29 protein-coding genes are annotated in these 23,735 nt (G+C 73.4%); 8 read left to right on the top strand and 21 right to left on the bottom strand.

All coding sequences use genetic code 11. From position 1 onward, the window contains the following. Both ADK60_RS22510 and ADK60_RS22505 read right to left on the bottom strand, forming a co-directional pair. Positions 1–390, bottom strand: a 390-nt coding sequence (locus ADK60_RS22510; RefSeq protein WP_053648436.1) for a nucleoside deaminase, incomplete at its 3' end; no start/stop codon positions are given. After that, positions 387–1,253 carry an LLM class flavin-dependent oxidoreductase gene (locus ADK60_RS22505; protein ID WP_053648435.1) on the bottom strand — a complete coding sequence of 289 codons (867 nt, stop codon included), beginning with the start codon at positions 1,251–1,253 and terminating at the stop codon, positions 387–389. The genes ADK60_RS22505 and ADK60_RS22510, both read right to left, overlap by 4 nt. Before the next feature lie 94 nt (positions 1,254–1,347). On the opposite strand from ADK60_RS22505, the gene ADK60_RS22500 reads away from it, so the two are divergent. After that, a complete protein-coding gene (locus ADK60_RS22500; RefSeq protein ID WP_045937714.1) occupies positions 1,348–1,821 on the top strand; it encodes an Lrp/AsnC family transcriptional regulator in 474 nt (157 codons plus the stop codon). A 24-nt stretch (positions 1,822–1,845) separates the two neighbouring features. On the opposite strand, the gene ADK60_RS47770 is transcribed toward ADK60_RS22500, so the two are convergent. The 3 genes from ADK60_RS47770 to ADK60_RS22490 are packed head-to-tail and all read right to left on the bottom strand — an operon-like array spanning position 1,846 to position 2,566. Further along, on the bottom strand, positions 1,846–1,971 hold the full coding sequence (locus ADK60_RS47770) for a hypothetical protein (protein ID WP_286185296.1): 126 nt from the start codon (positions 1,969–1,971) through the stop codon (positions 1,846–1,848). Further along, positions 1,968–2,204 carry a hypothetical protein gene (locus ADK60_RS22495; protein WP_053648434.1) on the bottom strand — a complete coding sequence of 79 codons (237 nt, stop codon included), beginning with the start codon at positions 2,202–2,204 and terminating at the stop codon, positions 1,968–1,970. Before ADK60_RS22495 ends, ADK60_RS47770 begins: the two co-directional genes overlap by 4 nt. After that, positions 2,201–2,566: an ATP-binding protein gene (locus ADK60_RS22490; protein ID WP_053648432.1), complete on the bottom strand. Its 366-nt coding sequence runs from the start codon at positions 2,564–2,566 to the stop codon at positions 2,201–2,203. The genes ADK60_RS22495 and ADK60_RS22490 overlap by 4 nt, the downstream gene beginning before the upstream one ends. Before the next feature lie 229 nt (positions 2,567–2,795). Between ADK60_RS22490 and ADK60_RS22485 the strand changes: the two genes are divergently transcribed. From ADK60_RS22485 to ADK60_RS22480, 3 genes are all read left to right on the top strand, one after another. Next, positions 2,796–3,680, top strand: a complete 885-nt coding sequence (locus tag ADK60_RS22485; protein ID WP_063783228.1) for a helix-turn-helix domain-containing protein — start codon at positions 2,796–2,798, stop codon at positions 3,678–3,680. A gap of 10 nt (positions 3,681–3,690) precedes the next feature. Beyond that, the gene (locus ADK60_RS42260; RefSeq protein ID WP_079008611.1) at positions 3,691–3,891 is read left to right on the top strand and encodes a DUF397 domain-containing protein; all 201 of its coding nucleotides are present in this window, start codon (positions 3,691–3,693) and stop codon (positions 3,889–3,891) included. 352 nt (positions 3,892–4,243) lie between these two features. Beyond that, positions 4,244–4,444, top strand: a complete 201-nt coding sequence (locus ADK60_RS22480) for a DUF397 domain-containing protein (RefSeq protein ID WP_053648428.1) — start codon at positions 4,244–4,246, stop codon at positions 4,442–4,444. Between the two features lie 138 nt (positions 4,445–4,582). On the opposite strand, the gene ADK60_RS22475 is transcribed toward ADK60_RS22480, so the two are convergent. The 5 genes from ADK60_RS22475 to ADK60_RS45825 all read right to left on the bottom strand — a co-directional run bounded on the left by ADK60_RS22475 (position 4,583) and on the right by ADK60_RS45825 (position 7,114). Further along, positions 4,583–4,810, bottom strand: coding sequence for a helix-turn-helix domain-containing protein (locus tag ADK60_RS22475; RefSeq protein WP_053648425.1), 228 nt, complete (start codon positions 4,808–4,810; stop codon positions 4,583–4,585). Beyond that, positions 4,811–5,326, bottom strand: coding sequence for a DUF6879 family protein (locus ADK60_RS22470; RefSeq protein WP_053648424.1), 516 nt, complete (start codon positions 5,324–5,326; stop codon positions 4,811–4,813). A 261-nt stretch (positions 5,327–5,587) separates the two neighbouring features. Then, on the bottom strand, positions 5,588–5,800 hold the full coding sequence (locus ADK60_RS48165; protein ID WP_353651766.1) for an NAD(P)/FAD-dependent oxidoreductase: 213 nt from the start codon (positions 5,798–5,800) through the stop codon (positions 5,588–5,590). Then, complete coding sequence (locus tag ADK60_RS22465) at positions 5,788–6,468, bottom strand: FAD-dependent oxidoreductase (protein WP_353651765.1); 681 nt, start codon at positions 6,466–6,468, stop codon at positions 5,788–5,790. The genes ADK60_RS48165 and ADK60_RS22465 overlap by 13 nt, the downstream gene beginning before the upstream one ends. A 136-nt stretch (positions 6,469–6,604) precedes the next feature. Beyond that, entirely contained in the window at positions 6,605–7,114 is a 510-nt protein-coding gene (locus ADK60_RS45825; protein ID WP_063783227.1) for a hypothetical protein, read from the bottom strand. A gap of 326 nt (positions 7,115–7,440) precedes the next feature. On the opposite strand from ADK60_RS45825, the gene ADK60_RS22455 reads away from it, so the two are divergent. Next, positions 7,441–9,165, top strand: coding sequence for a hypothetical protein (locus ADK60_RS22455; protein WP_053648421.1), 1,725 nt, complete (start codon positions 7,441–7,443; stop codon positions 9,163–9,165). Between the two features lie 86 nt (positions 9,166–9,251). After that, entirely contained in the window at positions 9,252–9,899 is a 648-nt protein-coding gene (locus ADK60_RS22450; protein ID WP_053648419.1) for a PhzF family phenazine biosynthesis protein, read from the top strand. A gap of 26 nt (positions 9,900–9,925) precedes the next feature. Here ADK60_RS22450 and ADK60_RS22445 read toward each other — a convergent pair whose 3' ends face one another. The 4 genes from ADK60_RS22445 to ADK60_RS22430 form a co-directional block, all read right to left on the bottom strand. Further along, a complete protein-coding gene (locus tag ADK60_RS22445) occupies positions 9,926–10,576 on the bottom strand; it encodes a VanZ family protein (RefSeq protein WP_053648417.1) in 651 nt (216 codons plus the stop codon). Positions 10,577–10,815: 239 nt separating this feature from the next. Next, positions 10,816–11,244: a hypothetical protein gene (locus ADK60_RS22440; protein WP_053648415.1), complete on the bottom strand. Its 429-nt coding sequence runs from the start codon at positions 11,242–11,244 to the stop codon at positions 10,816–10,818. Further along, positions 11,241–12,755 (bottom strand): ATP-binding protein, encoded by a 1,515-nt coding sequence (locus tag ADK60_RS22435; RefSeq protein WP_053648413.1) that lies wholly within the window; start codon positions 12,753–12,755, stop codon positions 11,241–11,243. Before ADK60_RS22435 ends, ADK60_RS22440 begins: the two co-directional genes overlap by 4 nt. An 89-nt stretch (positions 12,756–12,844) precedes the next feature. Beyond that, complete coding sequence (locus ADK60_RS22430) at positions 12,845–13,522, bottom strand: response regulator (protein WP_045938110.1); 678 nt, start codon at positions 13,520–13,522, stop codon at positions 12,845–12,847. Between the two features lie 600 nt (positions 13,523–14,122). On the opposite strand from ADK60_RS22430, the gene ADK60_RS22425 reads away from it, so the two are divergent. Then, positions 14,123–14,815, top strand: a complete 693-nt coding sequence (locus ADK60_RS22425) for a SigE family RNA polymerase sigma factor (RefSeq protein WP_234371211.1) — start codon at positions 14,123–14,125, stop codon at positions 14,813–14,815. 282 nt (positions 14,816–15,097) lie between these two features. Here ADK60_RS22425 and ADK60_RS22420 read toward each other — a convergent pair whose 3' ends face one another. The 5 genes from ADK60_RS22420 to deoC form a co-directional block, all read right to left on the bottom strand. Then, positions 15,098–15,736: an ATP-binding protein gene (locus ADK60_RS22420; RefSeq protein ID WP_045938109.1), complete on the bottom strand. Its 639-nt coding sequence runs from the start codon at positions 15,734–15,736 to the stop codon at positions 15,098–15,100. A 47-nt stretch (positions 15,737–15,783) separates the two neighbouring features. Next, positions 15,784–16,185, bottom strand: a complete 402-nt coding sequence (locus ADK60_RS22415) for a hypothetical protein (protein WP_053648411.1) — start codon at positions 16,183–16,185, stop codon at positions 15,784–15,786. A 301-nt stretch (positions 16,186–16,486) separates the two neighbouring features. After that, positions 16,487–17,389 carry an aldehyde dehydrogenase family protein gene (locus ADK60_RS22410; RefSeq protein WP_045938107.1) on the bottom strand — a complete coding sequence of 301 codons (903 nt, stop codon included), beginning with the start codon at positions 17,387–17,389 and terminating at the stop codon, positions 16,487–16,489. After that, complete coding sequence (locus ADK60_RS22405) at positions 17,382–18,896, bottom strand: aldehyde dehydrogenase family protein (RefSeq protein WP_234371209.1); 1,515 nt, start codon at positions 18,894–18,896, stop codon at positions 17,382–17,384. The genes ADK60_RS22410 and ADK60_RS22405 overlap by 8 nt, the downstream gene beginning before the upstream one ends. 5 nt (positions 18,897–18,901) lie before the next feature. After that, positions 18,902–19,888, bottom strand: a complete 987-nt coding sequence (deoC, locus tag ADK60_RS22400; protein WP_079008610.1) for a deoxyribose-phosphate aldolase — start codon at positions 19,886–19,888, stop codon at positions 18,902–18,904. A gap of 140 nt (positions 19,889–20,028) precedes the next feature. Here deoC and ADK60_RS22395 point away from each other — a divergent pair, with 140 nt between their 5' ends. After that, on the top strand, positions 20,029–20,712 hold the full coding sequence (locus tag ADK60_RS22395; RefSeq protein WP_045938106.1) for a PH domain-containing protein: 684 nt from the start codon (positions 20,029–20,031) through the stop codon (positions 20,710–20,712). Between the two features lie 72 nt (positions 20,713–20,784). Here the strand turns inward: ADK60_RS22395 and ADK60_RS22390 are convergent, their stop codons facing one another. Beyond that, positions 20,785–22,485 carry a phospho-sugar mutase gene (locus tag ADK60_RS22390; protein WP_045938105.1) on the bottom strand — a complete coding sequence of 567 codons (1,701 nt, stop codon included), beginning with the start codon at positions 22,483–22,485 and terminating at the stop codon, positions 20,785–20,787. Positions 22,486–22,835: 350 nt separating this feature from the next. After that, positions 22,836–23,657, bottom strand: coding sequence for a purine-nucleoside phosphorylase (locus ADK60_RS22385; RefSeq protein WP_045938104.1), 822 nt, complete (start codon positions 23,655–23,657; stop codon positions 22,836–22,838). Positions 23,658–23,735 lie beyond the last annotated feature (78 nt).

Genomic DNA, 23,735 nt, shown 5'->3' with positions numbered 1-23,735 from the left:
CAGCGCCGGCCCCTCCTGCGGCACCGGCGGGAGGCCGCTCCCCGGCCGGATCCCCAGCAACTGCTCCCCGGAGAGGGCGAAGACGACCCGGCCGAGGCCGGCCTGCCGGAGCGCGGCCGCGCACATCGGACAGGGCTCGCAACTGGTGTAGAGGGTCGTCCGCGAGGCGGCTGCGAGGTCCAACTCCCGTCCGGCCCACCGGGCGAGCTTCAGTTCGGGGTGCGCGGTGAGGTCCCGGTCGGTGCGCGTGGTGTTGCGCTCCTCGGCCAGCACGGTGCCGTCCGGGGCGGCCAGCAGCGAGCCGAACGGCGGGTTGCCGAGGGTGCGGGCCTCGGCGGCGAGGGCGATGGCGCGGCGGAGCAGGGCGTGGTCGGCGGGGGTGAGCGTCATGAGGGCTGTTCCGTTCGGGTCGGCGCGAGGTGCAGCAGGTCGGCCACGGCGGCGAGGGCCTCCCGGGCCGGTCCCGGGTCGCGGGTCTGCTCCGGGTCGCCGTGGTAGGGGTCGAGAACGACGGTGTCGGCGCCCAGCAGCCGGAGCCGGGCGAGGTCGGCGGCGACCTGCTCGATGCTGCCCTCGCCCGCGAGGCGCTGCGGCCCGGCGACCGGCACGGTCGTGAGCCTGAGGGCGATCCGGGGCGCGAACGCCGGTGCCGGGAGCGCGTGTTCGTCCGCGTACGCCCGCAATCGGGGTGCGGCCTCGCACAGCCACGGCGTGGTCGGGCGCAGCGGGTGCCAGGCGTCACCGAGGCGGACGGCGCGGCGCAGGCCCGCGTCGCTGTTGCCGCCGACCCAGAGCGGGATCCGGCGGGTGCCGTAGTCGGCGGTGTCCGCCCAGGCGGTGCGCAGGCGGCGAAGGTGGTCGTCGGTGAGGCGGCCGCGCTGTTCGAACGGGACGTCGAGGGCGGCGAACTCCTGCTGCGCCCAGCCGATTCCGACCCCGAGGACGAGGCGGTGACCGCTCAGCGCGTCGAGATTGGCGGCCATCCGGGCGGTGAGGAGCGGGTGCCGGTAGGGAGCGATGAGGACGGTGGTGCCGAGCCGGACCCGCTCGGTGTGGGCGGCGAGCCAGGCGAGGGTGGTGAACGGCTCGTAGAACGGGCCGGGGTAGCGCACGGCGACGTCGGGGGTGATGGCGACGTGGTCCGAGACCATCAGCAGGTCGAAGCCCAGGCCCTCGACGGTCCTGGCCCAGGTGAGCAGGGCCGCCGGGTCGGTGCCGGGGCCGAAGTTGGGGACGTTCACTCCGATCTTCACACCCGAAAGCCTAGGGAGGGAGGGTGGATTGACTGAAGGGGCATCCACCGGTTCAGGGGTTGTTCCGCCGTGGAATCACCGGCAATCTGGGCTCATGACCGAGATTCTTGATGCGACGGACTGGGCGATCCTGGCCGAGCTCCAGGAGGACGGGCGGATCGCGTTCGCCGAGCTGGCGCGGAGGGTGAACCTGAGCGCGTCGGCCACGACGGAGCGGGTGCGGCGACTGGAGACGGCGGGGGTGATCACGGGGTACCGGGCCGAGGTGGACCTGGACCGGACCGGGTACCCGGTGCTGGCGGTGGTCCGGCTGAAGTACCCCGGGCCGGCGGCACGGCACGAGCCGCTGCGGCGGCTGCTGGAGGAGCGCTCGGAGATCCTGGAGTGCCTGCGGACGACCGGGGACGACTGCTACTCGCTGAAGATCGCGACCACCTCGATGGGGCATCTTGAGGAAATCGTCGACGAGCTGGCGCAGTTCGGGAGTACGACGACGAACCTGGTCCTGAGCCGCCCCCTGGCCTTCCGCGGCCCGGCGGTGCCCCGAGCGGGGGCGGCGGAGCAGTAGCAAGGATGCAATCGTTGGAGTGAGTCAGTGGCCGGGGCTGTCCTCCTCGTCCTCGCCGTGCACCTTCAGGGCGGTGATGACACCCGTGACGACGGTGGCGAAGGCGAGGGCGAGGAGGACGGCGAAGGCGGCGCCGATGAGGAAGTTCACGCGGGCCGGCCCGTTTCACGGAGGAGCGTGAGGAGGTTGAGGAGGGTGGCGACGGAGGTGTCGCCGAAGTCGACGAGGAGGCGTCCGTCGATGGTGCTGCCGTTGACGGCGGCGGAGCCCCACTGGATGCCGAAGGGCCTGCCCCGCTCGTGGAGTTCACGGAGGAGGGCGGTGACTTCGGGCTCGGTGTAGGTGCGGAGGTAGGGGTCCTGCGATTCGAGTGGGGTGTTCACGCGGCGGCATCCAGCTCGAACCAGACGACCTTGCCGTTCTTGAGGGGATCGGCGCCGAAGCGGTGGGTGAGGGCGCGAACGAGGTGGAGTCCTCGGCCCGACACCGCATAGGGGTCGGTGAAGGCGCGCGGCTCGGGCAGATCGGGACTGTCGTCGCAGACCGAGACCCGCAGCGTGCGGGGGCGCAGGGCGACGATGACGTGCGGGGCCTGGCAGCCGGCGTGCTTCCAGGCGTTCACGAACAGCTCGTGGAGGGCGAGTTCGGCGTCGGCGGCGGCGTCCGGCGGCCAGTCCGAGGCGGCGAGAAGGGCTTGCAGCTCACGCCGGACGACGGACCAGTCGGGAGGGTTGAAGGCACACATGGGGGACCTCCGGGAGACGGGGAGGAATGGATCACCTGCGAAGACAGGTGTCCGCTGCCGTGGAAGCGGACTCATTGACGCTTCGTCATGTGATCGGTGCAACACTGAGAGTAGGGGTGCGTATGGCAGAGTTGCAAGCCGATCGAAGAGTCTCCCCGGACTGGCGCTACCTCGGTGGCGCCGCGCAGGAGTTCTGCGCCACACTGCGCGCAGGTGAGGAAGGACAGTCGTGGGATACAAGGGGCCGATCAGCCAGCGGCAACGCCGATTCGGCGAAGAGCTGCAGCGTCTACGGACAGCGGCAGGCCTGTCCGCCGCAGAGGCCGGAGCCCTGGTCGGTATGCGAGGCCCGGCCGTGAGCCACACCGAGGCAGGGCGGATCACGTTGAACGCGGAGCGACTTGCGATCTGGCTGGACGCCTACGGCTGTACTGATCCGGTGTACCGCAGCGGGCTCGCGGACATGGCGCGCAGCACGGGCAAGGGCTGGTGGTCGGCGTTCGAAGACCGCGTGCCGATGCTCTCGCTGGATCTGGCGGAGGCCGAGGATCGGTCGATCCGAATCACCAACTACGAGATGCTCTACATACCCGGCGTTCTTCAGCTGCCGGCCTATGCCGAGGCCATCTACGAGGATTCTCAAGGCGACGGGAAGTGGGCGATCGCCGATGCTGTCGCGTTCCGCATGGAGCGGCAGCGAATCCTGGAGGAGGACAGGGAGCTCCACTTCGTCATTCATGAGGCGGCTCTGCACATGCGGTTCCCCGGAGACGAGGTGATGAGGGCCCAACTGCTCCATCTGCTCGACGTTGCGGAACGTCCGAACGTCACCATCCAGGTGCTTCCGTTCGCGGCGGTAAAGAAGCCTCCGAGCCCTGGTTCGTTCTTGTGCTGCGATCCGGGTTGCCTCGACCTGTCCACCATCGTTGTCGACACTCCTGCTCGTGCAGAGCATTACGGTGATCCTGAGACGATTGCTGCCTACTGGCTGAAGTTCGAGCAGCTGAAGGACCTGGCCCTGCCAGCTGTTGACGCGGCCGAGCCCCGACGCGGTACAGCGATGCGTGACTCGTGGGGCCTCCTGCATCACCTTCTCTATCTGATCCAAGTCTGAAAGGCCTGCGATGCCCGAGATCTTTTGGCAGAAGTCGTCGTTCAGTGGTGGTGATCCCGGGAACGCGTGCCTTGAGCTGGCCCATGGTGCGGCTGACCGGCGACTTCTTCGTGAGTCTGATGAGGCGGCAACGGTGCTGGCTATCGATGCCGATGCACTGCGTGTTCTCCTTCTCGCCGTCAAGGCCGGCGAGTTCGACCACCTCACCTGATCGGGTCGGTCCTGGATGCCTCCGGGCCGCACCATTGCAGCGGGCGGGCGCGGACAACCGTCCGCGACCGCCCGCTTCGCATGTCAGCGCGGGATGCCGCCGACCGGACGCTCGGGGGCTGTCCAGCCACGTGCGCAGTCGGCCGTCCGGTCGTACGGTGAGTCCGAACCGTGTCAGCTCGGGCCCTTCCTGTTCCCGTCACTACGTACGGGCTTGGCAGACCTTCCTCCCGAGAGCTACCTGTGCCTGCATGCTTCATCGCTTCCACGGTCGCTCAGTCCCGGGTGGAGAGGTGAAGAGAGCCCAGCTACTGCATTTGTTCCCTACGTGCTCCTGTTCTGAGAGGCATGCGATGTCCGAGATCGTCTGGCAGAAGTCCTCGTTCAGCGGCTCGAATGCGGGCGGCAGCTGCGTTGAACTTGCAAGGGGAGCGGCGGGCCTTCGCCATTTGCGGGAGTCCGATGACCCGGGGAGCATTCTGGTCACCGATGTGGAGAAGCTGAATTGCTTTCTGCTGGCCATCAAGGCCGGCGAGTTCGACCACCTCGTCTGAGCGGTCGGGCACTGGAGGGCCTCCTAGCCGTACGACGCGGCGGGCGGTCGCGGACAGCCGTCCGCGACCGCCCCAGACATCCGGCTCCCGGCTCCGGTCGACCTGTCGGTAGCCGGGCAGGCTGTACTCGTCGGGGAGTCAGACGGTGTCCGGGACGAAGGCGTGGCGCGGGGCGCGAAGAATGGATTCCACCTCGGTGAGGCGTGGGATTTTCCGCCCGGTTTCGATCTTGCTGATCGTGCTCTGGGACAGACCGCAACGCCGAGCGAGCCGGTCTCCGCTGAGACCGGCTCGCTTACGGAGATCGCGGAGCAACCGGGCCAGATCGGCCTTGGACCGATCCAGTTGCTCGGGGGCGAAGGTCACTCACCCGTGATCCTTCACGTACTCCAGGAAAGGAACGGACTCGGCGATCGCCAGCCGCTTCCAGGCCGAGTAGGGGGCGGCGTCGCCGTCGTGGATCCGGCGGCCGATCTGGGTGCCGTCCGGGCGGTAGTCCATCAGCACCGTACGGCGGTCGTCGAAGAGCCAGAAGTCCTGGTCGGGCAGGCCGGGGTTCGGACGGTCGGTGAGGTCGAGGATCCGTACGTCCTCCCCGGCCTCGACGTTGTGGCGGTAGTGCGCGAACTCGTAGCGCAGGTAGTCCGTCAGGGGGCGCGTCAGCACATGGACTCGGCCGATGCGCCGACCCGTTTCCCGGTATCCCCGGACACGTGCCGTCCAGGCTGCGGTTGCCTCGGCCGTCAGGGGCTCGCCGGCCAGGAAGCGACGGAGTCCTTCGTCTTCCTGCGGCATCGTGTAGACGGCGAGGGTCTCCAAGCGCCAGGCGTCGTACTCCATGGCGTCGAAGTACGCCCGCCAAGCGTCACCATCCAAGAACACGGAACGCCTCCCGCAGGATCTCCTCCGGGATCTCTCCCGATCCCTCGCCGCTGTCGCCGCGTGTGAGGCGGATCAACCCCTGCTTGGCGGTCATGGTGAACCCCCTTGTAGGTGTGCCTGGTTGAACATCGAGAGTGACGTTACGCGCCGTGGCCGGGCGGTGACCATCCGGCGAGGCGGCTATTCCCGTTCTCGCCTAAAGATCTTGCGTGGAGCAGGAAGTCGGCCCCGTCGACTTCCTGCTCCACAGCGGGTGCACGGTCAACCCTTCAAGCGCAGGGCGTAGTAGGCGTGCAGGGCAGCGTCGGCGCCGGAGCCGGTGGCGGTCATGATGCGCTGGCCGCGGGCCGACCGCACATCGCCGGCCGTGAGAATCCTGGGGTGCTGGCGGTCGGGTGGGCAGTAGCCGTCCTCGCCCCGGACCAGGGTGCCGGGCAGAGCAGCGGGGCGGACGCCCAGGTTCACGAAGACCATGCCGGGCGCGAAGGTGCCCAACTCGCCCGCCCCGCCATGACGTGGCCCTTGGGGGAGTGGCGGAGGTCGAGAGCCTCGGTCTCCAGCAGGGTGACCCGCGGATCGTCGCGGACCTCCTCGGCCTTGTAGGCGTCGCCGGGCGGGTGCGGTACGAGCAGGTCGAGCGATACGCCGGGGTGGGCGCGCAGCAGTGTGCCGAGAGGCCGGTCGGCGCCGAGGACAAGGGCGCGGCGGCCGGTCAGGAGTGCGGCGTCCGCCTCCCAGAGCGGCGGAGGGTCGTCAACGGCGGAGGTGAGCCAGGCGGCCTCCTCCGGCCGGGCCGCGCGGACGCCGGTGGCGACGATCGCGTACCGGCCGCGCACGGCGGCTCCCGGGGCGGCGAGGTGGACGGTCACGCCTTCGTCGTCGGCGTGCAGTTCGGTCGCCGGGGTCCCGAGCAGGAGCTCGCAGGAGTCGGCGACCCGTCGGACGTCCGCCGCGACGGCGTCCGCGAAGGCGGTGCCGGTCGCGAAGCCGAGCACATTGCTCACCGCCGGGACGCGCCGCAGGGTGGCGCCGAGTTCGCGCCGTTCGACCAGGGCCGACCGCAGCCCGACGCTCGCCGCCATCACCGCCGCCGCACAGCCCGCGGGCCCGCCGCCCACGATCACCAAGTCGTACGTCACCACGCCGCACACCCCTCAGTCGTCGGCGACCGACACCCGGTCGCCCGATCCCGCCCGCATCGCGCAGCGTAGTGCGGACCGGGAGGAGAGGGAGGGGGACCGGCCGACGCCCTGGTGAGGGGTGCCGGCCGGTGGGGGATCAGCTCTGCGGCGGGGCCGGCGGCTGGTACGGGGCGGCCGGGGCAGCCGGGGCAGCCTGGTACGGGGCGGCCGGAGCGGCGGCCTGGTACGGCGAGGGCTGGGGGTACTGCCCACCCTGCGGGTACTGCGCACCCTGCTGCGGGTACTGCCCACCCGGCGGGTACTGGCCACCCTGCTGCGGGTACTGCACGTTCGGCTGGTAGGCCGGGGCGGCGGGCGCGGCCGGGGTCTGGGAGCGCGTGACCATCGCCTTCACCGCGTTGATTATCAGCAGCACCGGCAGGATGAACGCCTTGAAGAAGATCACGTAGCTGGCGCCCTCGAAGACGAACGCCAGGTAGTACGCGTAGCCGGCGAAGCCGATGCCGACGAGCACGTTGAGGAAGCGCCAGCCGGCCTTCAGTCCGCCGAGGTTGACGGCGCCGATGACCAGCAGGGCGATGCCGCTGACGGCCAGCAGGATGACGTACCAGGAGAAGAGCGGGTCGACGTCGAAGTCGAGGTTCACGAGTGGTTCCTGTTGTTGCCGGGATCGGGCGGACGCGAACGGGCGGCCGCCGGGGGACGAGTGGGGACAGTACTGGAGTGGGACGACATCCGTCCTCACGATTTCATCACGGTGTCATCGCCGAATCCGCCCGGCGAACCTCCCTTCCACCCCTTGAAAACCGCTCAGGAAGCGTCCGTGCGTTCGGATATGATGCGCCCGTCGCTGGTGGTTGGGGGGCGAAGCAGCGACCCGGGTGAGAGTCCCGGAGCGGCCTCCCACCTCGGCGAAACCGCCCTGCTGCCGGGTTCGTCGGGTTCGCCCGCCTTCTTTCCGTGAGGTCCCCCGTGCGTATTCAGCACCGCAGATCCCTGGCCCTCGCCGCCGCTGCCACCCTGGTCTCGGGCGCGGCCCTGACCGCCGCCCCCGGTGCGGCCGCGCTGTCGCGCTCCGGCGGCACCGGCGGTGCGGTCCTCGGCGCCCCCGGGTCGGGCACCCCGGGGCCGGTCGGGACCCAGGAGCGGCGCAGCCCGGTGACGATCACCGTCGCGGGCTTCCCCGGCACCCTGACCGCCGGCGGTCCGGCCGCCGAGTTCACCGCCACGCTGCGCAACTCCGCCGACCACGCGGTCGACGTCACCACCGGCTTCGTCGTCGCGAACGTCGACGCCGGGATCCGCGAGAACCAGCTCACGCTCGACTACCAGTCCCCCGGCGGGGCCTCGTGGAAGCCCGCCGCCCACGCCCCCGGCGCCGGCACCGGCGCCACCTGGAACCTCGACACCTTCGCCACCCGGCTGAGCCTGCCCGCCGGCGCCTCCGCGACGTACCGGCTGCGGCTGGCCGCCACCGCCGACGCGCCCGCCGGCCGGGCCACCGGCGGGTTCACGGCGGTGGTCGCCGACCCGACCCTGCCGCCGGAGACCCGGATCACCGAAGCGGCGAGCCCGCAGCGGGAGTTCACGGTCGCCGCGGCCGGCCCCACCGGGACGCCGACGACCGCCCCGGCGCCCGGCGTGCCCTACCTCGGTCTGGACGCGGTGCCCGGCTCCTTCACCGCGGGCGGCGAGTCGAAGCCGTTCCGGCTGACGCTCACCAACCGCAGCGGCAAGGACGTCGCCTTCCTGCCCGAACTGACCTTCCGGGGCAGGGCCCTGCCCGCCGCCGAGGCGGTCAGGCTGGAGTTCCGGGCGCCCGACGGCGAGTGGCTGCCGGCCGTGGACAGCGGCCAGGGCGGGTCCGGGCGGCTGACGCTGACGCTGCGCGCGGGCGACCGGGAAGCCTCGCTGGTGCGGCTGCGCGACGGCGAGTCCCGGACGCTGAACGTGCGGCTCGCGTTCGCCCAGGACGCCCCGGCCGGGGTGCTGTCGCTGCTGCCGACCGGGAACAGCCTCCCGGCGGTCGGGACCGGCACCGGGGTGCCCGCCGCCGGATCGGCGGTCGACATCACCGTGGCCGCCCCCGCGCCGTCCGCCCCGTCCGCCGTGCCGAGCGCCCCGCCCGCCGAGGCCGGCGGCTCGCCGTCCGCCCCGGTCGCGCCCCCGGCGGCCGAACCGCCCGCGCCCGCCACCACCGCGCCCGGGGTCGGACTGGCGGCGGTCACCCCGTCCGCGGACCCGAGCGGCACACCGGCGGCCGTCCCGGTCGCGGAGGTCACGCAGACGCCGCCGAGTGCGGCCGCCGTCCCGGCTCCGGCCGTCACGGTGACCGTGGCGGCGCCCCCGGTGCCGTCCGTGGACCTCGCCTCGACCGGCGGCTCGTCCACCAACACCCCGATGGCGATCACCGGTGCCACCTCGATCGCGATGGGCATCGGCACCCTGGTGGTGGCCCACCGGCGGCAGCGGACCCGCCCGGCCGCCGTGCGGACGCCGCTGCCCGCCGGGGGACCGGCGACGGGACCGGGCCCGCACCCGGTGGCGGGCGGTCCGGTGGCGGGCGGTCCGGCGGTACGGTCGGGGGCGGCTCCGGCCGTCCGGCCCGCGCCGAGCTGGGCAGCCCGTCCGGCCGCCGGCCCGGCCACCGGTCCGGCCGCTGGTTCCGCCGGCCCTGCCGGCCCTGCCGCGAGCTGAGCCGGACGGCCCGGCCGTCCCCGACGGGTGTGACCCCCGGCCCGCGCGACCGCCGCGCGGGCCCGACGGACAGGAGTGACCGCGGCATGGCCGACCACGAGGTGCTGTACGTGTTCTGCGGCCCGGACGGGACGCACGGGAACGCGCTGGGCGTCGTCCGGGACGGCGCGGCCGTGCCCGCCGAGGCGGACCGGCAGGCGATCGCCCGGCGGCTCGGCTTCAGCGAGACGGTGTTCGTCGACGACCCGGAGAGCGGCGCGATCGACATCTACACCCCGACCCTGCGCCTCCCGTTCGCCGGCCACCCGTGCGTCGGCACGGCCTGGCTGCTCGGCGTGGACCGGCTGGTCACCGCCGCGGGCGTGGTCGCGGTGCGGCGCGACGGCGAGTTCACCCGGGTCGCGGCTCCGGCCGCCTGGGCGCCGCCGCGCACGCTCCGCCGGTACGCGACGGCGGCCGAGGTCGACGGGCTGGCGGTGCCGCCGCCGGGCGAGTGGATCTACGCCTGGGCCTGGCAGGACGAGGCGGCGGGCACGGTCCGGGCCCGGGCGTTCCCCGGCCGGGACGACGGCATCGACGAGGACGAGGCGACCGGCGCGGCCGCGCTCCTGCTGACGGCCGAGCTGGGCCGGGGGCTGACGATCACCCAGGGGCGCGGCTCGCAGCTCGTCACCGGGATCCCCGGGGAAGGGCTGGTCGAGGTCGGCGGCCGGGTCCGCCGCGCGGACCGGTAGCGCGACCCGACAACGAGGGCCGGAGGTCAGCCGCGACGGGCGGGGCCCGGCGAGCCGAGGCTGAGCAGTGGTTCGGCCTTCCGCCCGGAGTGCGCGGCCGGAGCGGCGGCGGCCCTGGGCGGGGCCGGCACGGCGGCGGGCGCGCTGTCCGGGACCGGAAGAGGAGCAGGAGTCGGAGCCGGGTCGGGCTGCGAGGCGTGGTCGACCGGGCCGAGGGGGCCCGCCTCGCGCCGCAGGAGCAGGGCCCGGCCGGCGGGGACCAGGGCGAGGTGGGTGGCCGCGACGCCGACGACGGCGAGCAGTATGTGGTCGACGTTGAGCACGTGCCCGGGCGCCCACGAGGAGAGGAACTCCAGTGCCGTGGCCAGCAGGGCCGAGGCGCCGGTGGTGCGGAGGAAGGACGGGAGCCAGGGGGCCCCGAGCCGGCCGCCGGCGAGCGGGAGGAGGACGCCGAGCGGGGCGGGCAGCAGCAGCTCGCCGAGCAGCTGGCCCGCGGAGGAGAAGCGGAGCGAGGCCAGTGGCGTCAGGTTGGCGTCGTAGACCCAGGCCACCGGCAGCGGTCTCAGCACCAGCCAGCCCATCAGCAGCAGGTGGAGGGCGAGGCCGAAGAGTCCCACCGCCCGTAGTCGACGCCGGTGGTGCTGGACGGCCGTCGCCCGTCCGGTCTCGGTCCGCACGTCGGCACGCTCCTCGCGTGTCCTGGTGCCATCTCGCTGCACGGGGGGAAGGACGTGTTCCGGCGGCGTGACGGTTCCACACCTGGTGCGAACTTTGCGTCGCACGCCGGGGGCGGGCCCCCGCCCCGGGCGGAACCGCCGGGTGAACTCCCCCCGGCGGCCCTCCCGGACGTATCGGCGACCGGCCCCTGCCAGCGACCGGCCCCTGCCGGTGACCTGCTCCACCGGCGACCGCGCCGCTACCGGCAGGGCGGCGCCGTGGTCGAGGCGGAGGGCGACGGCAGCGCGCCGAACACGTTGTCCGCCGGACCCGTCGGAGCAGCCGAGGGCGCCGAGGCCGCCGGCGACACCACCGAGGGCGACGGCGAGCCGCCCGTCGGGGCCGCCCGCACCGGGGTGGTGGGCACCGGGGCGGCGGGCGCAGCCGCCGTGGGCGTAGGCGCGCCGTGCGCCGCCGCGGCCTGCGGCGGGCCGCCGACCGCCCCGGACGGCGTGCTCGGGGCCGTGGGTATCCGCGCCACCGTCGGACAGGCGGTCCGGCTGGCCGGCGCACCCGCGTCGACCGGGACGGCCGTCGGACGGATGCCGCAGCCGGCGGCCAGCACGGCCAGCCCCACCAGCGCGGCGGCGGCGAACGGTCGCCGCAGCGGGCTCGTTCCTCGGGTCACCGGGCACTCTCCTCGGCAGTGTCGTCGGACGCCGGCGGAGGCGGCGGGGCCAGCGGCAGGGTCAGCGTGAACACCGCCCCCACCTCGCCGTTCGCGGCCGTGATGGACCCCCCGTGGATCTGCGCGTTGGCCATCGCGATGGACAGGCCCAGGCCGCTGCCCTCCGAGCGCGCCCGCCCCTTGTCGGCCTTGTAGAAGCGGTCGAAGACGTGCGGCAGCACGTCCTCCGGGATGCCCGGACCGCTGTCCGACACCGCGACGACCACCGTGTCGCCCTCCTCGCGGACCCGCACCCGCACCGGCGAACCGCCGTGCTTGAGCGCGTTGCCGATCAGGTTGGCGAAGACCACGTCCAGCCGGCGCGGGTCGACCACCGCCAGGATGCCGCGCGGGGCGTCCAGCTCGACCGCGTCGTACCAGGCCCGGCCGTCGATGCAGGACATGATCAGGTCGGCGATGTCCACCTCGTCGGCGACGAGCCTGGCGGTGCCGGCGTCGAAGCGGGTCACCTCCATGAGGTTCTCCACCAGGTCGGAGAGCCGCCGGGTCTCGCTGACCACCAGGCGCACGGCCGGTTCGATCATCGGGTCCAGCGACTCCGCCTCGTCCTCCAGGATGTCCGTCACGGCGGTCATCGCGGTCAGCGGGGTGCGCAGCTCGTGCGACATGTCGGCGACGAACCGCCGGCTCTGCGCCTCGCGCGCGCTCAGCTCCTCGACCTGCCCGTGCAGCGACTCCGCGGTCCGGTTGAAGGTCCGCGCCAGGTCGGCGAGTTCGTCCGAGCCCTCGACCTCGAGCCGGGTGTCCAGATGGCCCTCGCCGAGCCGCCGGGCCGCGTCGCCCAGCCGCTTGACCGGCCGCAGCACCGTCGCCGACGCGGCCTGCGCCAGCAGCGCCGAGCCGATCAGCGCCAGCAGGGTGGCGATCGCCAGCGACCAGCCGAGCGTGTTCAGGTCGGCCCGCTCGTTCTCCAGCGACTTGAACATGTACGCGGTCGGGCCGGTCGTCACCACCTTGGTGCCGCCGATGACGAACGGCCGCCCGTCGAGGTTCTGCCGCTGCCAGTACAGGTGGTAGGTGTACGGGTTGGACTCGGTGAGCTCGCGCGGCTTGCCGACCGCCGTCCGCAGCGCGGTCGGCACACTGGCGATCGTGTACAGCGCCGGGCTGGACGAGGCGACGCAGTTCGGCAGCGCCGGATCGGCCACCACCACGTCGTAACTGAGGCCGGAGCTGGCGACGGTGCTCGCGAGCGCGTTCAGGTCCTCGCAGGTGGCGTTCAGCGGCAGGTTCGACACATTGCGGCTGAGCGAGACCCGGAAGTCGTTGAGCGCGGTGTCCTGGGCCCGCTTCAGCACCGCGTCGCGGTTGAGCCAGTACGCGATGCCGGACGCCGAGACGGCGGTGGTCAGCGCGACCGCGGCGAACACCGCGATCAGCCGCACACGCAGCGAGCGCAGCCGGCGCCACGGGCCGGAGGAGAACCGGGCCGTCGTCTGTTGGTCAGTCACAGGAGCCTGTCGTTACGGAGGTCATCAGCGCGCGCGGCGGGATATCGCCGGCGCCGGACGGAGGTGGGCGGGTACGTCGGCCGGGCCGGTCACGCCGGCGGGTCCAGCCGGTAGCCGACCCCGCGCACCGTGCGGATCAGCGTCGGCGCCGAGGGCACGTCCTCGACCTTGGCCCGCAGGCGCTGCACACAGGCGTCCACCAGCCGGGAGTCGCCCAGGTAGTCGTGCTCCCAGACCAGGCGCAGCAGTTGCTGCCGGGACAGCGCCTGCCCGGGCCGCCGGCTGAGCTCCAGCAGCAGCCGCAGCTCGGTCGGGGTCAGCTGGAGGTCCGCACCGTCCTTGGTGACCGTCATCGCCGCCCGGTCGATCACCACGGTCCCGTACACGGACGAGTCGGAGCTCTCGCGCTCGCCGCGGCGCAGCACGGCCCGGATCCGGGCGTCCAGGACGCGGGGCTGCACCGGCTTCACGACGTAGTCGTCCGCGCCCGACTCCAGGCCGACCACGACGTCGATGTCGTCGGACCGGGCCGTCAGCAGGACGATCGGCAGCTGGTCGGTGCGGCGGATCCGGCGGCACACTTCGAAGCCGTCGATTCCGGGCAGCATGACGTCCAGCACGATGAGGTCCGGCCGCTGCTCCTTGAAGAGCCTCAGGCCGTCCTCGCCGGACGCGGCGGTGGCCACGCGGTGGCCCTGGCGGGTGAGGGCGAGTTCGAGGCCGGTGCGGATGGCGTCGTCGTCCTCGATCAGAAGGAGGAAAGGCACGGCCTCATTCTGGCTCACCCGGAGCGGCGAATCACCCCCCACCGTCCGCCCGGGGGCCGCACCCGTCCCGTCCGCCGCGCGACCGGGAACCGGAATGCCCGCCACCGGCGTCCGTCAACGGCGGGACAGCGCCGGGACGAAAGCCCCGGCCCTGTGACAGCCCTGTGACAGTCGACGGACAGCGCCATCACAACCGGCGGGCAGGATTTTCCATGTCGCCGCAGGACAGCGGGCCAATCGGCCCACTGGACGGCGGCGACGGAACCGCTCGAACCGATCCAGAGGGGGCGCACGATGAACGCCACGCTTCAGACCCGGACCAACCCGGCCGTCCGGACCGCGCGTTCGTCAGCGACCTCCCACCGGAGCCGGTTCGAGACCGGGGCCGAGGAGGCCTCCGGTGCCGTGATCGCACGGGGGTGCGCACACAGCACCGGTGGAAGCACTGTTGCCCGCCGGGTGAGCGGCGGCAGCAGGACGGGGGAGCTGTACGGGATCGGCCACCGGGGGAACACGGCCGACTCCGCCGCGACCTTGACGCTGCGGGGGATCCTCCCCGTCCGCGTCGAGGGCACGGACGCCCCGGCGGGGAACCGGGGCATCGTGGGAACCGGCCTGCGGAAGGCCGACTCGGGGGAGTCGGCCGGCCGCGAGGCCGCCGGTGCGACGCTGCTGCGGCTGAACCCCGCGGCGGCCCGCACCACCGAGCAGACGGCGGGCGGGGCGGCGTTCACCGCGGCGCAGGGCGAGCGCCCGGCGGTCGCGGAGGACCACGTCACGGAGTTCACCGCCTACGTGCGGGAGCGCCGCGCCTCCCTCTACGCCACCGCCTACCACCTCACCGGTGACCGCTACGAGGCCGAGGACCTGCTGCAGAGCGCGCTCTTCAGCACCTACCGGGCCTGGGGCCGGATCACCGACAAGGCCGCGGTGGGGGGCTACCTCCGCCGCACCATGACCAACCTGCACATCTCCGCCTGGCGGCGCCGCAAGGTCAACGAGTACCCGACCGAGGAGCTGCCGGAGACGGTCGGCGACACCGACGCGATGGGCGGCACCGAGCTGCGCGCCGTGCTCTGGCAGGCGCTGGCCAAGCTGCCGGAGAACCAGCGGACCATGCTGGTGCTCCGCTACTACGAGGGCAAGACCGACCCGGAGATCGCCGACGTGCTCGGCATCAGCGTCGGCACCGTCAAGAGCAGCATCTGGCGCGCGCTGCGCCGGCTGCGCGACGACGAGCACCTGAACACCTCGGGCGACACGATCCGGGCGTTCGGCGAGCTGGTCGCGTAACGCGACCGGGACAGACTCCCGTCGGGGGACGGGTAGCAGGACGGACACGGACCAGGCGGCGCCGGCTCGGGGGAGCGGCGGCGCAGGGGGGAGCCGTGACCGTCCGGGGAAGGCGGCGGGCCCGGTGCGGGGGAGACGCACCGGGCCCGCCGTTCCGCGTGCCCGGCGCACCCCGCGCGGGGCGACCGCCGTTCGGACCGCTGCTTCAGGGCCGTCGCTTCGGGCTGCTGCTTCGAGCTGTCGTTCGGGTCGTAGCTTCGGGCCGCAGCTTCGGGCCGCTGTTCAGACCGCCGAGAGCTCCCCGGCCCGGGCCGCCGCGCGGATCCGCCGCTCGGCCTCGGGCCCGGCGCACGGACGCGCCCCCAGCGCGACCTGGCGGCCGACGATGCCCCGCTCGGCCCGCATCAGCCGCCAGCCGCGCCGCACCAGCACGGGCAGCGACTTGCGGCCCTCGCGGACGTCCCGGCGCAGTCGCCACCAGGCGGTCGTGAGCGCGCCGTTGCGCAGGCACAGCGCGTCGCCCAGCAGCTCCGCGGCGGCGCAGTCGGACGTGATCTCGGCCGCGAAGATGCCCTCGGCGACGAACGCGGTGGCCCCGTCGAGCTCCAGCACCCTGGTGGAGACCCGGCCGTTGTCCGGGATCGAGTACACCGGCACCTCGGCCCGGCCCGTGTCGCACAGGGCGCGGATGGCCGCCAGGGCCTGGTCGCGGTGCCAGGCCAGCGGGGAGTCCCAGTCCACCGAGCCGTCGGGCAGCAGGGGCAGGCTGGGGTCGTCGCCGTCCTTGTAGAAGTCGTCGAGCTGGAGCACGGGCAGGCCGCTGCGCTCGGCGAGCGAGGACTTCCCGGAGCCGGAGGGTCCGGAGAGCAGGACCACCCGGGCAGGGGCTATCGACACAGGGTTCAGCGGGGAGTCACTCACGGGACACCAGTCTGACGCATCGGGGCCCGATGCCGAAACCCTGCGGATCACACCGTCCGCGCGACCGCCGGGCCGAGGAGCGAGGCGTGCAGCAGCGGCAGGTACCGGCTGTCGACCTGGAGGTACACCGGGTGATCGGCGCCGGGCGCCCGGTACGCGGTGGCGGCCCAGTCCTGGTCGTGCCAGGCGTCCGGCTCGGGGGCCTCGAAGGTGCCGCCGACGGCCAGTTCGAGCCGGTCGCGGTCGCGCGCGGTGAAGGTGGCGGCCGGGGCGCCGGGGGTGAGCCGCAGCTTCCCGGCGACGTAGCCGGGCCGCTCGTCGGCGCGGGCCGAGCAGGGGATCCGGACCGGCCGCCCGGCGGCCAGCCGGCGCCTGGCACGGGCCACCCGCAGCGTGCGCAGGAACCCGTCCGCGACCAGTGCCATCAGCTCGCCGGCCAGCTCTCCCATGGACCTTCTCCCCCTCGGTGCGCGGTGTCGCCCCAGTCTGCGCGGCCGCCCCGGGCGCCGGCAGCGTCGAACGGCTCGACCCGGCGCGACGAAAGTCGACGGCCGGGACCGGCCGGGACCGGCCTAGCGCGGCTGCGGGCGGGCCCGGGAAATACGACGGACCCGCGCCAGGGGGGGAGAGGCGCGGGTCCGTCCTGTGACCGTCCGGGCCCTGGGGGGGTGAGGGCACGGGGGACGGCCAGTCTGTGGAGTTGTCACCGACTCGCGGTCACGGAGCGTAGCAGCTCCGGGGGTCCGTCGGTCAGATACCCATCGGGTGCCAGACCGTCTTGGTCTCCAGGAACGAGAGTAGCCGGTCCGTTCCGGGAGCATTGGTCCAGTCCTGGGCGAACGGGTCCGGTTCCGGCCGGATCACCCGCTTCAGGGTATCCGCGGCCAGGACCTCCAGGCCGCCCGCCGCGCCGGGACCGTCGGCGGCGATCGCGCCGGTCAGGTCCAGCGCGTTGACGTCCTGGTGCGAGGCCAGGGTCGGCGCGATGTCGGCGGTCCGGCCGGACAGGATGTTGACCACGCCGCCGGGGACGTCCGAGGTGGCCAGCACCTCGCCCAGGGACAGCGCGGGCAGCGGCGCGTCGGCCGCGGCCGCCACCACCACGGTGTTGCCCGTGGCGACGGCCGGGGCGATCACCGAGACCAGGCCGAGCAGCGAGTGACCGTAACCGGCCTGCGGCGCGACGATCCCGACCACACCGGTCGGCTCCGGGGTGGAGAGGTTGAAGAACGGACCGGCGACCGGGTTGGCGCCGCCCGCGATCTGGGCCACCTTGTCGGTCCAGCCCGCGTACCAGACCCAGCGGTCGATCGCGGCGTCCACCAGGGCGGCGGCCTTCTTCGCGCCGACGCCCTCGGAGAGCGCCACCTCGGCGGCGAACTGCTCCCGCCGGCCCTGCAGCATCTCGGCGACCCGGTACAGCACCTGGCCGCGGTTGTACGCGGTGGTGCCGGACCAGCCCTTGACCGCCGCGCGGGCGGCGACGACCGCGTCGCGGGCGTCCTTGCGGGTGCCGAGCGGCGCGTTGGCCAGCCACTCGCCCTTCGCGTCCGTCACCTCGTACACCCGCCCGCTCTCGGAGCGCGGGAACTTCCCGCCGACGTACAGCTTGTAGGTCTTGAGGACATCAAGACGGCTCACGACATCAGACATCGAGGTAGGCCTCCAGACCGTGCCGGCCACCCTCGCGGCCGTAGCCCGACTCCTTGTAGCCGCCGAACGGCGAGGTCGGGTCGAACTTGTTGAAGGTGTTGGCCCAGACCACGCCGGCCCGGAGCCTGCTGGCCGTCCAGAGGATGCGCGAGCCCTTCTCCGTCCAGATGCCGGCGGAGAGGCCGTACGGGGTGTTGTTGGCCTTCGCGACCGCCTCGTCGGGGGTGCGGAAGGTCAGCACCGACAGCACCGGGCCGAAGATCTCCTCCTGGGCGATCCGGTGGGCCTGGCTGACGCCGGTGAACAGCGTCGGCCGGAACCAGAAGCCGGTGCCCGGCAGCTCGCACGCGGGCGACCAGCGCTCGGCGCCCTCGGCCTCGCCGGCGTCGGTCAGCGCGGTGATCCGGGCCAGCTGCTCGGCGGAGTTGATCGCGCCGATGTCGGTGTTCTTGTCCAGCGGGTCGCCGACCCGCAGGGTGCCCATCCGGCGCTTCAGCGCGTCCAGCAGCTCGTCCTGGACCGACTCCTGGACCAGCAGGCGCGAACCCGCGCAGCAGACGTGGCCCTGGTTGAAGAAGATGCCGTTGACGATGCCCTCGACGGCCTGGTCGAGCGGCGCGTCGTCGAAGACGATGTTGGCGGCCTTGCCGCCCAGCTCCAGCGAGAGCTTCTTGCGGGTGCCGGCCACCTGCTTGGCGATCGCGCGGCCGACCGGGGTGGAGCCGGTGAACGCGACCTTGTTGACGTCCGGGTGCGCGGTGAGCGCCGCACCCGTGCTGCCGTCGCCGGTGACGATGTTGACGACGCCCTTCGGCAGGCCCGCCTGGCGGCAGATCTCGGCGAAGCGCAGCGCGGTCAGCGGGGTGGTCTCGGCCGGCTTCAGCACGACCGTGTTGCCGGTGGCCAGCGCCGGGGCGATCTTCCACGCCAGCATCAGCAGCGGGAAGTTCCACGGGATGACCTGGCCGGCCACGCCCAGCGGCTTCGGGTTCGGGCCGTAGCCCGCGAAGTCCAGCTTGTCGGCCCAGCCCGCGTAGTAGAAGAAGTGGGCGGCGACCAGCGGCAGGTCGACGTCGCGGGTCTCGCGGATCGGCTTGCCGTTGTCGATCGACTCCAGCACGGCCAGCTCGCGGCTGCGCTCCTGGATGATCCGGGCGATCCGGAACAGGTACTTGGCGCGCTCGCTGCCCGGCAGCGCCGACCAGTCGGCGAAGGCGGCCCGGGCGGCGGCGACCGCGCGGTCCACGTCCTCGGCGGTGCCCCGGGCGAACTCGGCGAGCACCTGCTCGGTGGCCGGGTTGACCGTCTTCAGCGCCTCGCCGCCGGAGGAGTCGACGAACTGGCCGCCGATGAAGTGGCCGTAGGAGCTGGCGATGTCGCCGGCCGCGGCGGGCGACTCGGGAGCCGGGGCGTAGCCGAAGAGGCCGCCCGCCGGCTTTCCGGCCGGCTCGGCCGGGGCCTGCGGCGCGGCCGCGGGCGCTTCGGTCTTCTTGGTGTTCTTGGCCATGATTCTCAGTCCACCGTCACGTAGTCGGGACCGGAGTACCGTCCGGTGGTCAGCTTCTGCCGCTGCATCAGCAGGTCGTTGAGCAGGCTGGAGGCACCGAAGCGGAACCAGTGCGGGCTCAGCCAGTCGTCGCCGAGGGTCTCGTTGACCATCACCAGGTACTTCATCGCGTCCTTGGTGGTCTTGATCCCGCCGGCGGGCTTCACACCGACCTGGACGCCGGTGGCCGCGCGGAAGCCGCGGACCGCCTCCAGCATCAGCAGGGTGACCGGCGGGGTCGCGTTGACGGCGACCTTGCCGGTCGAGGTCTTGATGAAGTCGGCGCCGGCCAGCATCGCCAGCCAGGAGACGCGGCGCACGTTGTCGTACGTCTGCAGCTCGCCGGTCTCGAAGATCACCTTGAGGTGGGCGTAGCTGCCGTCGGGGCGGCGGCAGGCCTCCTTGACGGCGACGATCTCGTTGTACACGTCCAGGTAGCGGCCGGAGAGGAAGGCACCCCGGTCGATCACCATGTCGATCTCGTCGGCGCCGGCGGCCACCGCGTCCGCGGTGTCGGCGAGCTTGACCGGGAGCGCGGCGCGCCCGGCGGGGAAGGCGGTGGCGACGGAGGCGACCTGGATGTCGGTGCCCCGGAGCGCCGCCTTCGCGGTGGCGACCATGTCCGGGTAGACACAGATCGCCGCGACGCGGGGAGTGGTCGGGTCGGTGGGATCGGGGGTCCTGCCCTTGGTGCACAGCGCGCGCACCTTGCCGACCGTGTCCGCGCCCTCGAGCGTGGTCAGGTCGATCATCGAGATGGCCAGGTCGATGGCGTACGCCTTGGCCGTGGTCTTGATCGAGCGGGAACCGAGAGTGGCGGCGCGCGCCTCCAGGCCGACCTGGTCGACACCGGGCAGGCCGTGCAGGAAGCGACGGAGCGAGGCCTCGGACGCCGCGACGTCCTCGAGACCGCTGCCCGCGACGCCGGGGGCATTGGCTGCAAGAGTGGACATAGTCACCACACCAGCATATCTACGCGCGTAGTCAATCGCCAGAGGCGCCACGCATCGATGCCGGACCGAGATCTCCGCGCCCCGGGAACCCCAACCGTCACCCCTGTGGATCGCGCGGGCCATGGGGCAGAATCGTCGACATGACCGAATCCCACGGCGAGCCCCGACCGGGCCCGGCCGGTTCCGATGGGGAGCCCGTGTACGCCGACCGCGTGTACCGCTCCGTTCCCGGCGTGATCTCCGGGGTGCTGTTGCTGGCCGTCGCGGCCTGGCTGATCGGGGACGCGGCCCTCAACGGCAGCGGCAAGACGCCGTGGGTGGCGCTGGCCGCCGTCCCGGTGTTCGCCTTCCCGGTGATCGCCTACACCCTGCGCCCGGCCGTCCGGGCCGACGAGCGCCGCCTGGTCGTCCGCAACCCGCTGCGCACGATCGTCGCGCCCTGGGCCGCCGTGGACGCGCTGCGCGCCGGGTACTCGGTCGAACTGCTCGCCGAGGGCAAGAAGTACCAGGTGTGGGCGGTGCCGGTGTCGCTGCGCCAGCGCAAGCGCGCCGCCCGGGCCCGTGAGCGCGGCGGGCAGACGCACAGCTCCCGGCTGGGCATGGTCTTCGGTGCGGGCGGCACGCCGTCCGGGGCCGGGGTGCAGGGCTCCACGGACCCGAACCGGGCCTGGTCCGACCAGGTGGTCGGCGTCCTCCAGGACATGGCCGAGCGCAACGCCTCCCGCCCCGACGCGGCCGGGCCGATCGAGGTCCGCTGGTGCTGGTGGATCATCGCCCCCACCGTGGCCGGCCTGATCGCCCTGATCACCGTGATCGCGGTCTGACCCGCCCGCGTCCGCACGCACGAGGAGGGCCCGCCGGCACTGCCGGCGGGCCCTCCGTCGTCCCCGGTGGGGTCAGCCGTCGATGCCGGCGGCCGCCGCGAGGTCCCGCTTGACGGTGGCGAGCAGCTCGGCGGCCCGGGCCCGGGCGTCCGCGAGGCCGGCGGCCGAGGCGACCGGGAGGACGACCTCCAGGTAGCACTTCAGCTTGGGCTCGGTGCCCGAGGGGCGGACCACGATCCGCGCCGAGCGGACGGCGTCGCCCGCCAGGTAGTAGCGCAGGCCGTCGGTCGGCGGCAGCTCGGCGGACCCGGCGGTGAGGTCGTCCGCGCGGGTCACGGTGAGCCCGGCCAGGGTCGTCGGCGGCCGCTCGCGCAGGGTGCGCATGGCGTCGGCGATCAGCGAGAGGTCCTCGACCCGGACGGACAGCTGGTCGGTGGCGTGCAGGCCGTGCTCCAGCGCCAGGTCGTCCAGCAGGTCGGTCAGGGTGCGGCCGGAGCGCTTGAGGGTGGCGGCGAGCTCGGCGACCAGCAGCGCGGCGGTGATGCCGTCCTTGTCGCGTACGCCCTGCGGGTCGACGCAGTAGCCGAGCGCCTCCTCGTAGCCGTAGCGCAGGCCCCCGGCGCGGGAGATCCACTTGAAGCCGGTGAGGGTCTCGGCGTAGTCGAGCCCGGCGGCCTCGGCGATCCGGCCGAGCAGGGTGGAGGAGACGATGGTGGTGGCGAAGGTGCCGGCGGCCCGCTTGGAGACCAGCGCGGCGCCCAGCAGCGCGCCGACCTCGTCGCCGCGCAGCATCCGCCAGCCGTCCGCGCCGTCGGCCGGGACGGCCACCGCGCAGCGGTCGGCGTCCGGGTCGTTGGCGATGACGATGTCCGGGCCGGCTGCGGCGGCGGTGCGGAAGGCGAGGTCCATCGCCCCCGGCTCCTCCGGGTTGGGGAAGGCGACGGTCGGGAAGTCCGGGTCCGGCTCGGCCTGCTCGGCGACCACGGTGGGCGCCGGGAAGCCGGCCCGGTCCATGGCGGCGAGGAAGGTGTCGCGCCCGACGCCGTGCATCGGGGTGTAGACGATGTCGAGCTCCCGCGGGCTGTGCGGGTCGACGATCGACGCGGCGCGGTCGAGGTAGGCCTCGACGACGGACTCGTCCACCGTCTCCCAGCCGTCCGCGGCGAGCGGGACCTCGGTCAGGGAGCCGATCGCGTCGATCTCGGCGGCGATGCCCGCGTCCGCCGGCGGCACGATCTGCGAGCCGTCGCCCAGGTAGACCTTGTAGCCGTTGTCCTGCGGCGGGTTGTGGCTGGCGGTGACGGTCACACCGGCGGCGGCGCCGAGGTGGCGGACCGCGAAGGCGAGCACCGGGGTGGGCAGCGGGCGCGGGAACAGCAGCGCGCGCAGGCCGGCGCCGACCACCACGGCGGCGGTGTCGCGGGCGAAGTCGTAGGACTTGTGGCGGGCGTCGTAGCCGATCACGACCAGGTCGCCGAGGTCCTGCCGCTTGACGTAGGCGACCAGGCCGGCGGCGGCCCGGATCACCACGGCGCGGTTCATCCGCATCGGCCCGGCGCCGAGCTCGCCGCGCAGGCCGGCGGTGCCGAACTGGAGGCGGTCGGCGAAGCGGTCGGCCAGCTCGGACCAGGCGAGCTTGGCGTTGGCGTCGGCGTCCGGGGTCTCGGCGTCGGCGAGCAGCGCGGCGAGCTCCTCACGGGTCTGCGGGTCCGGGTCCTCGGCGAGCCAGGTGCGGGCCCGGGCGAGGAGGTCGGTGGTGGTTGCCTGCGTCATGGCTGCAGCTCCATCGGGAAGTGCGTCGGTGGTCGGCCGGGAGGTGGCTCCGGACCGGGCCGGACCGGGCCGCGCCCAGCGGGTCGGGCGCGGGTCGGGCGGCGGTGGCCGGAGGGTGCCGCGGGGCGGGGTCGTGCGGGGCTTACGGGGTCGTGCGGGGAAGGCGGTGCGGGGCGGTGCGGGGAGGCGCGGGACGAAACGTACGGCGCCCCGGCGGCGGGACGCGGTGTCCGGAGCCCCCGGGCGGCGGCGTGTCGGGCCCGGGCACGCGGACGGGGCCCGCGGGCGGCTGTGATCACCGGATCACGTCCGTCCGCGGGCCCCGTCGCTCATGCGCTGTCGCCCCGGCGTCAGATCCGCTCGAGGACCTTGGCCAGCAGCGCGCCCATCCGCTCGGCGGAGGCCTTGCCGGCCTCCAGCACCTCGGCGTGGTTGAGCGGCTCGCCGGTCATGCCGGCGGCCAGGTTGGTGACCAGGGAGATGCCCAGCACCTCGGCACCGGCCTCGCGGGCCGCGATGGCCTCCAGGGTGGTGGACATGCCGACCAGCTCGCCGCCGATCACCCGGGCCATGTTGACCTCGGCCGGGGTCTCGTAGTGCGGGCCGCGGAACTGGACGTAGACGGCCTCGTCGAGGGTCGGGTCCACCTCGCGGCAGAGCGCGCGCAGCCGCTTGGAGTAGAGGTCGGTGAGGTCGACGAAGTTGGCGCCGACGATCGGCGAGTCCGCCGTCAGGTTGATGTGGTCGCTGATCAGGACCGGCTGGCCGGGGACCCAGGTCGGGCGCAGACCGCCGCAGCCGTTGGTCAGCACGATGGTCCCGCAGCCGGCCGCGGCGGCGGTGCGCACGCCGTGGACGACGGTGGCGACCCCGTGGCCCTCGTAGTAGTGGTTGCGGCCCAGGAAGATCAGGGCCCGCTTCTCACCGATCCGCACCGAGCGGATCGTGCCGGCGTGACCGGCCACGGCGGGGGCGGGGAAGCCCGGGAGGTCGGTGACCGGGAACTCCGCCACGGTCTCGCCGAGGGCGTCGGCGGCCGGCACCCAGCCGGAGCCCATCACCAGGGCGACGTCGTGGCGCTCGGCACCGGTCAGCTCGCGCAGGCGCTCGGCGGCGGCCTGGGCGGCGGCGTAGGGGTCGGCGGAGACGACCGACTGAGGAGATGCGTTCACACGTCCGAGGATAGACGGGAAATGGCTACGCGCGTAGAAAATCCTGGTACGACGTGCCGGATCGTTACCCGGATGGCG

The organism is Streptomyces sp. XY431 (assembly GCF_001279805.1).
GTDB classification, from domain to species: Bacteria; Actinomycetota; Actinomycetes; order Streptomycetales; family Streptomycetaceae; genus Kitasatospora; species Kitasatospora purpeofusca.
This window is presented reverse-complemented; position numbering and strand designations above follow the sequence as displayed.

Excerpts from the sequence above, each read along its gene's own strand:
- ADK60_RS22395 (WP_045938106.1), top strand. The coding sequence starts at position 20,029 with ATGACCGAATCCCACGGCGAGCCCCGACCGGGCCCGGCCGGTTCCGAT.
- ADK60_RS22410 (WP_045938107.1), bottom strand. The coding sequence starts at position 17,389 with ATGTCTGATGTCGTGAGCCGTCTTGATGTCCTCAAGACCTACAAGCTG.
- ADK60_RS48165 (WP_353651766.1), bottom strand. The coding sequence starts at position 5,800 with ATGGTCTTCGTGAACCTGGGCGTCCGCCCCGCTGCTCTGCCCGGCACC.
- ADK60_RS22490 (WP_053648432.1), bottom strand. The coding sequence starts at position 2,566 with ATGTGTGCCTTCAACCCTCCCGACTGGTCCGTCGTCCGGCGTGAGCTG.
- ADK60_RS22390 (WP_045938105.1), bottom strand. The coding sequence starts at position 22,485 with ATGACGCAGGCAACCACCACCGACCTCCTCGCCCGGGCCCGCACCTGG.
- ADK60_RS22415 (WP_053648411.1), bottom strand. The coding sequence starts at position 16,185 with ATGGGAGAGCTGGCCGGCGAGCTGATGGCACTGGTCGCGGACGGGTTC.
- ADK60_RS22450 (WP_053648419.1), top strand. The coding sequence starts at position 9,252 with ATGGCCGACCACGAGGTGCTGTACGTGTTCTGCGGCCCGGACGGGACG.
- deoC (WP_079008610.1), bottom strand. The coding sequence starts at position 19,888 with ATGTCCACTCTTGCAGCCAATGCCCCCGGCGTCGCGGGCAGCGGTCTC.
- ADK60_RS22500 (WP_045937714.1), top strand. The coding sequence starts at position 1,348 with ATGACCGAGATTCTTGATGCGACGGACTGGGCGATCCTGGCCGAGCTC.
- ADK60_RS42260 (WP_079008611.1), top strand. The coding sequence starts at position 3,691 with ATGCCCGAGATCTTTTGGCAGAAGTCGTCGTTCAGTGGTGGTGATCCC.
- ADK60_RS22405 (WP_234371209.1), bottom strand. The coding sequence starts at position 18,896 with ATGGCCAAGAACACCAAGAAGACCGAAGCGCCCGCGGCCGCGCCGCAG.
- ADK60_RS22480 (WP_053648428.1), top strand. The coding sequence starts at position 4,244 with ATGTCCGAGATCGTCTGGCAGAAGTCCTCGTTCAGCGGCTCGAATGCG.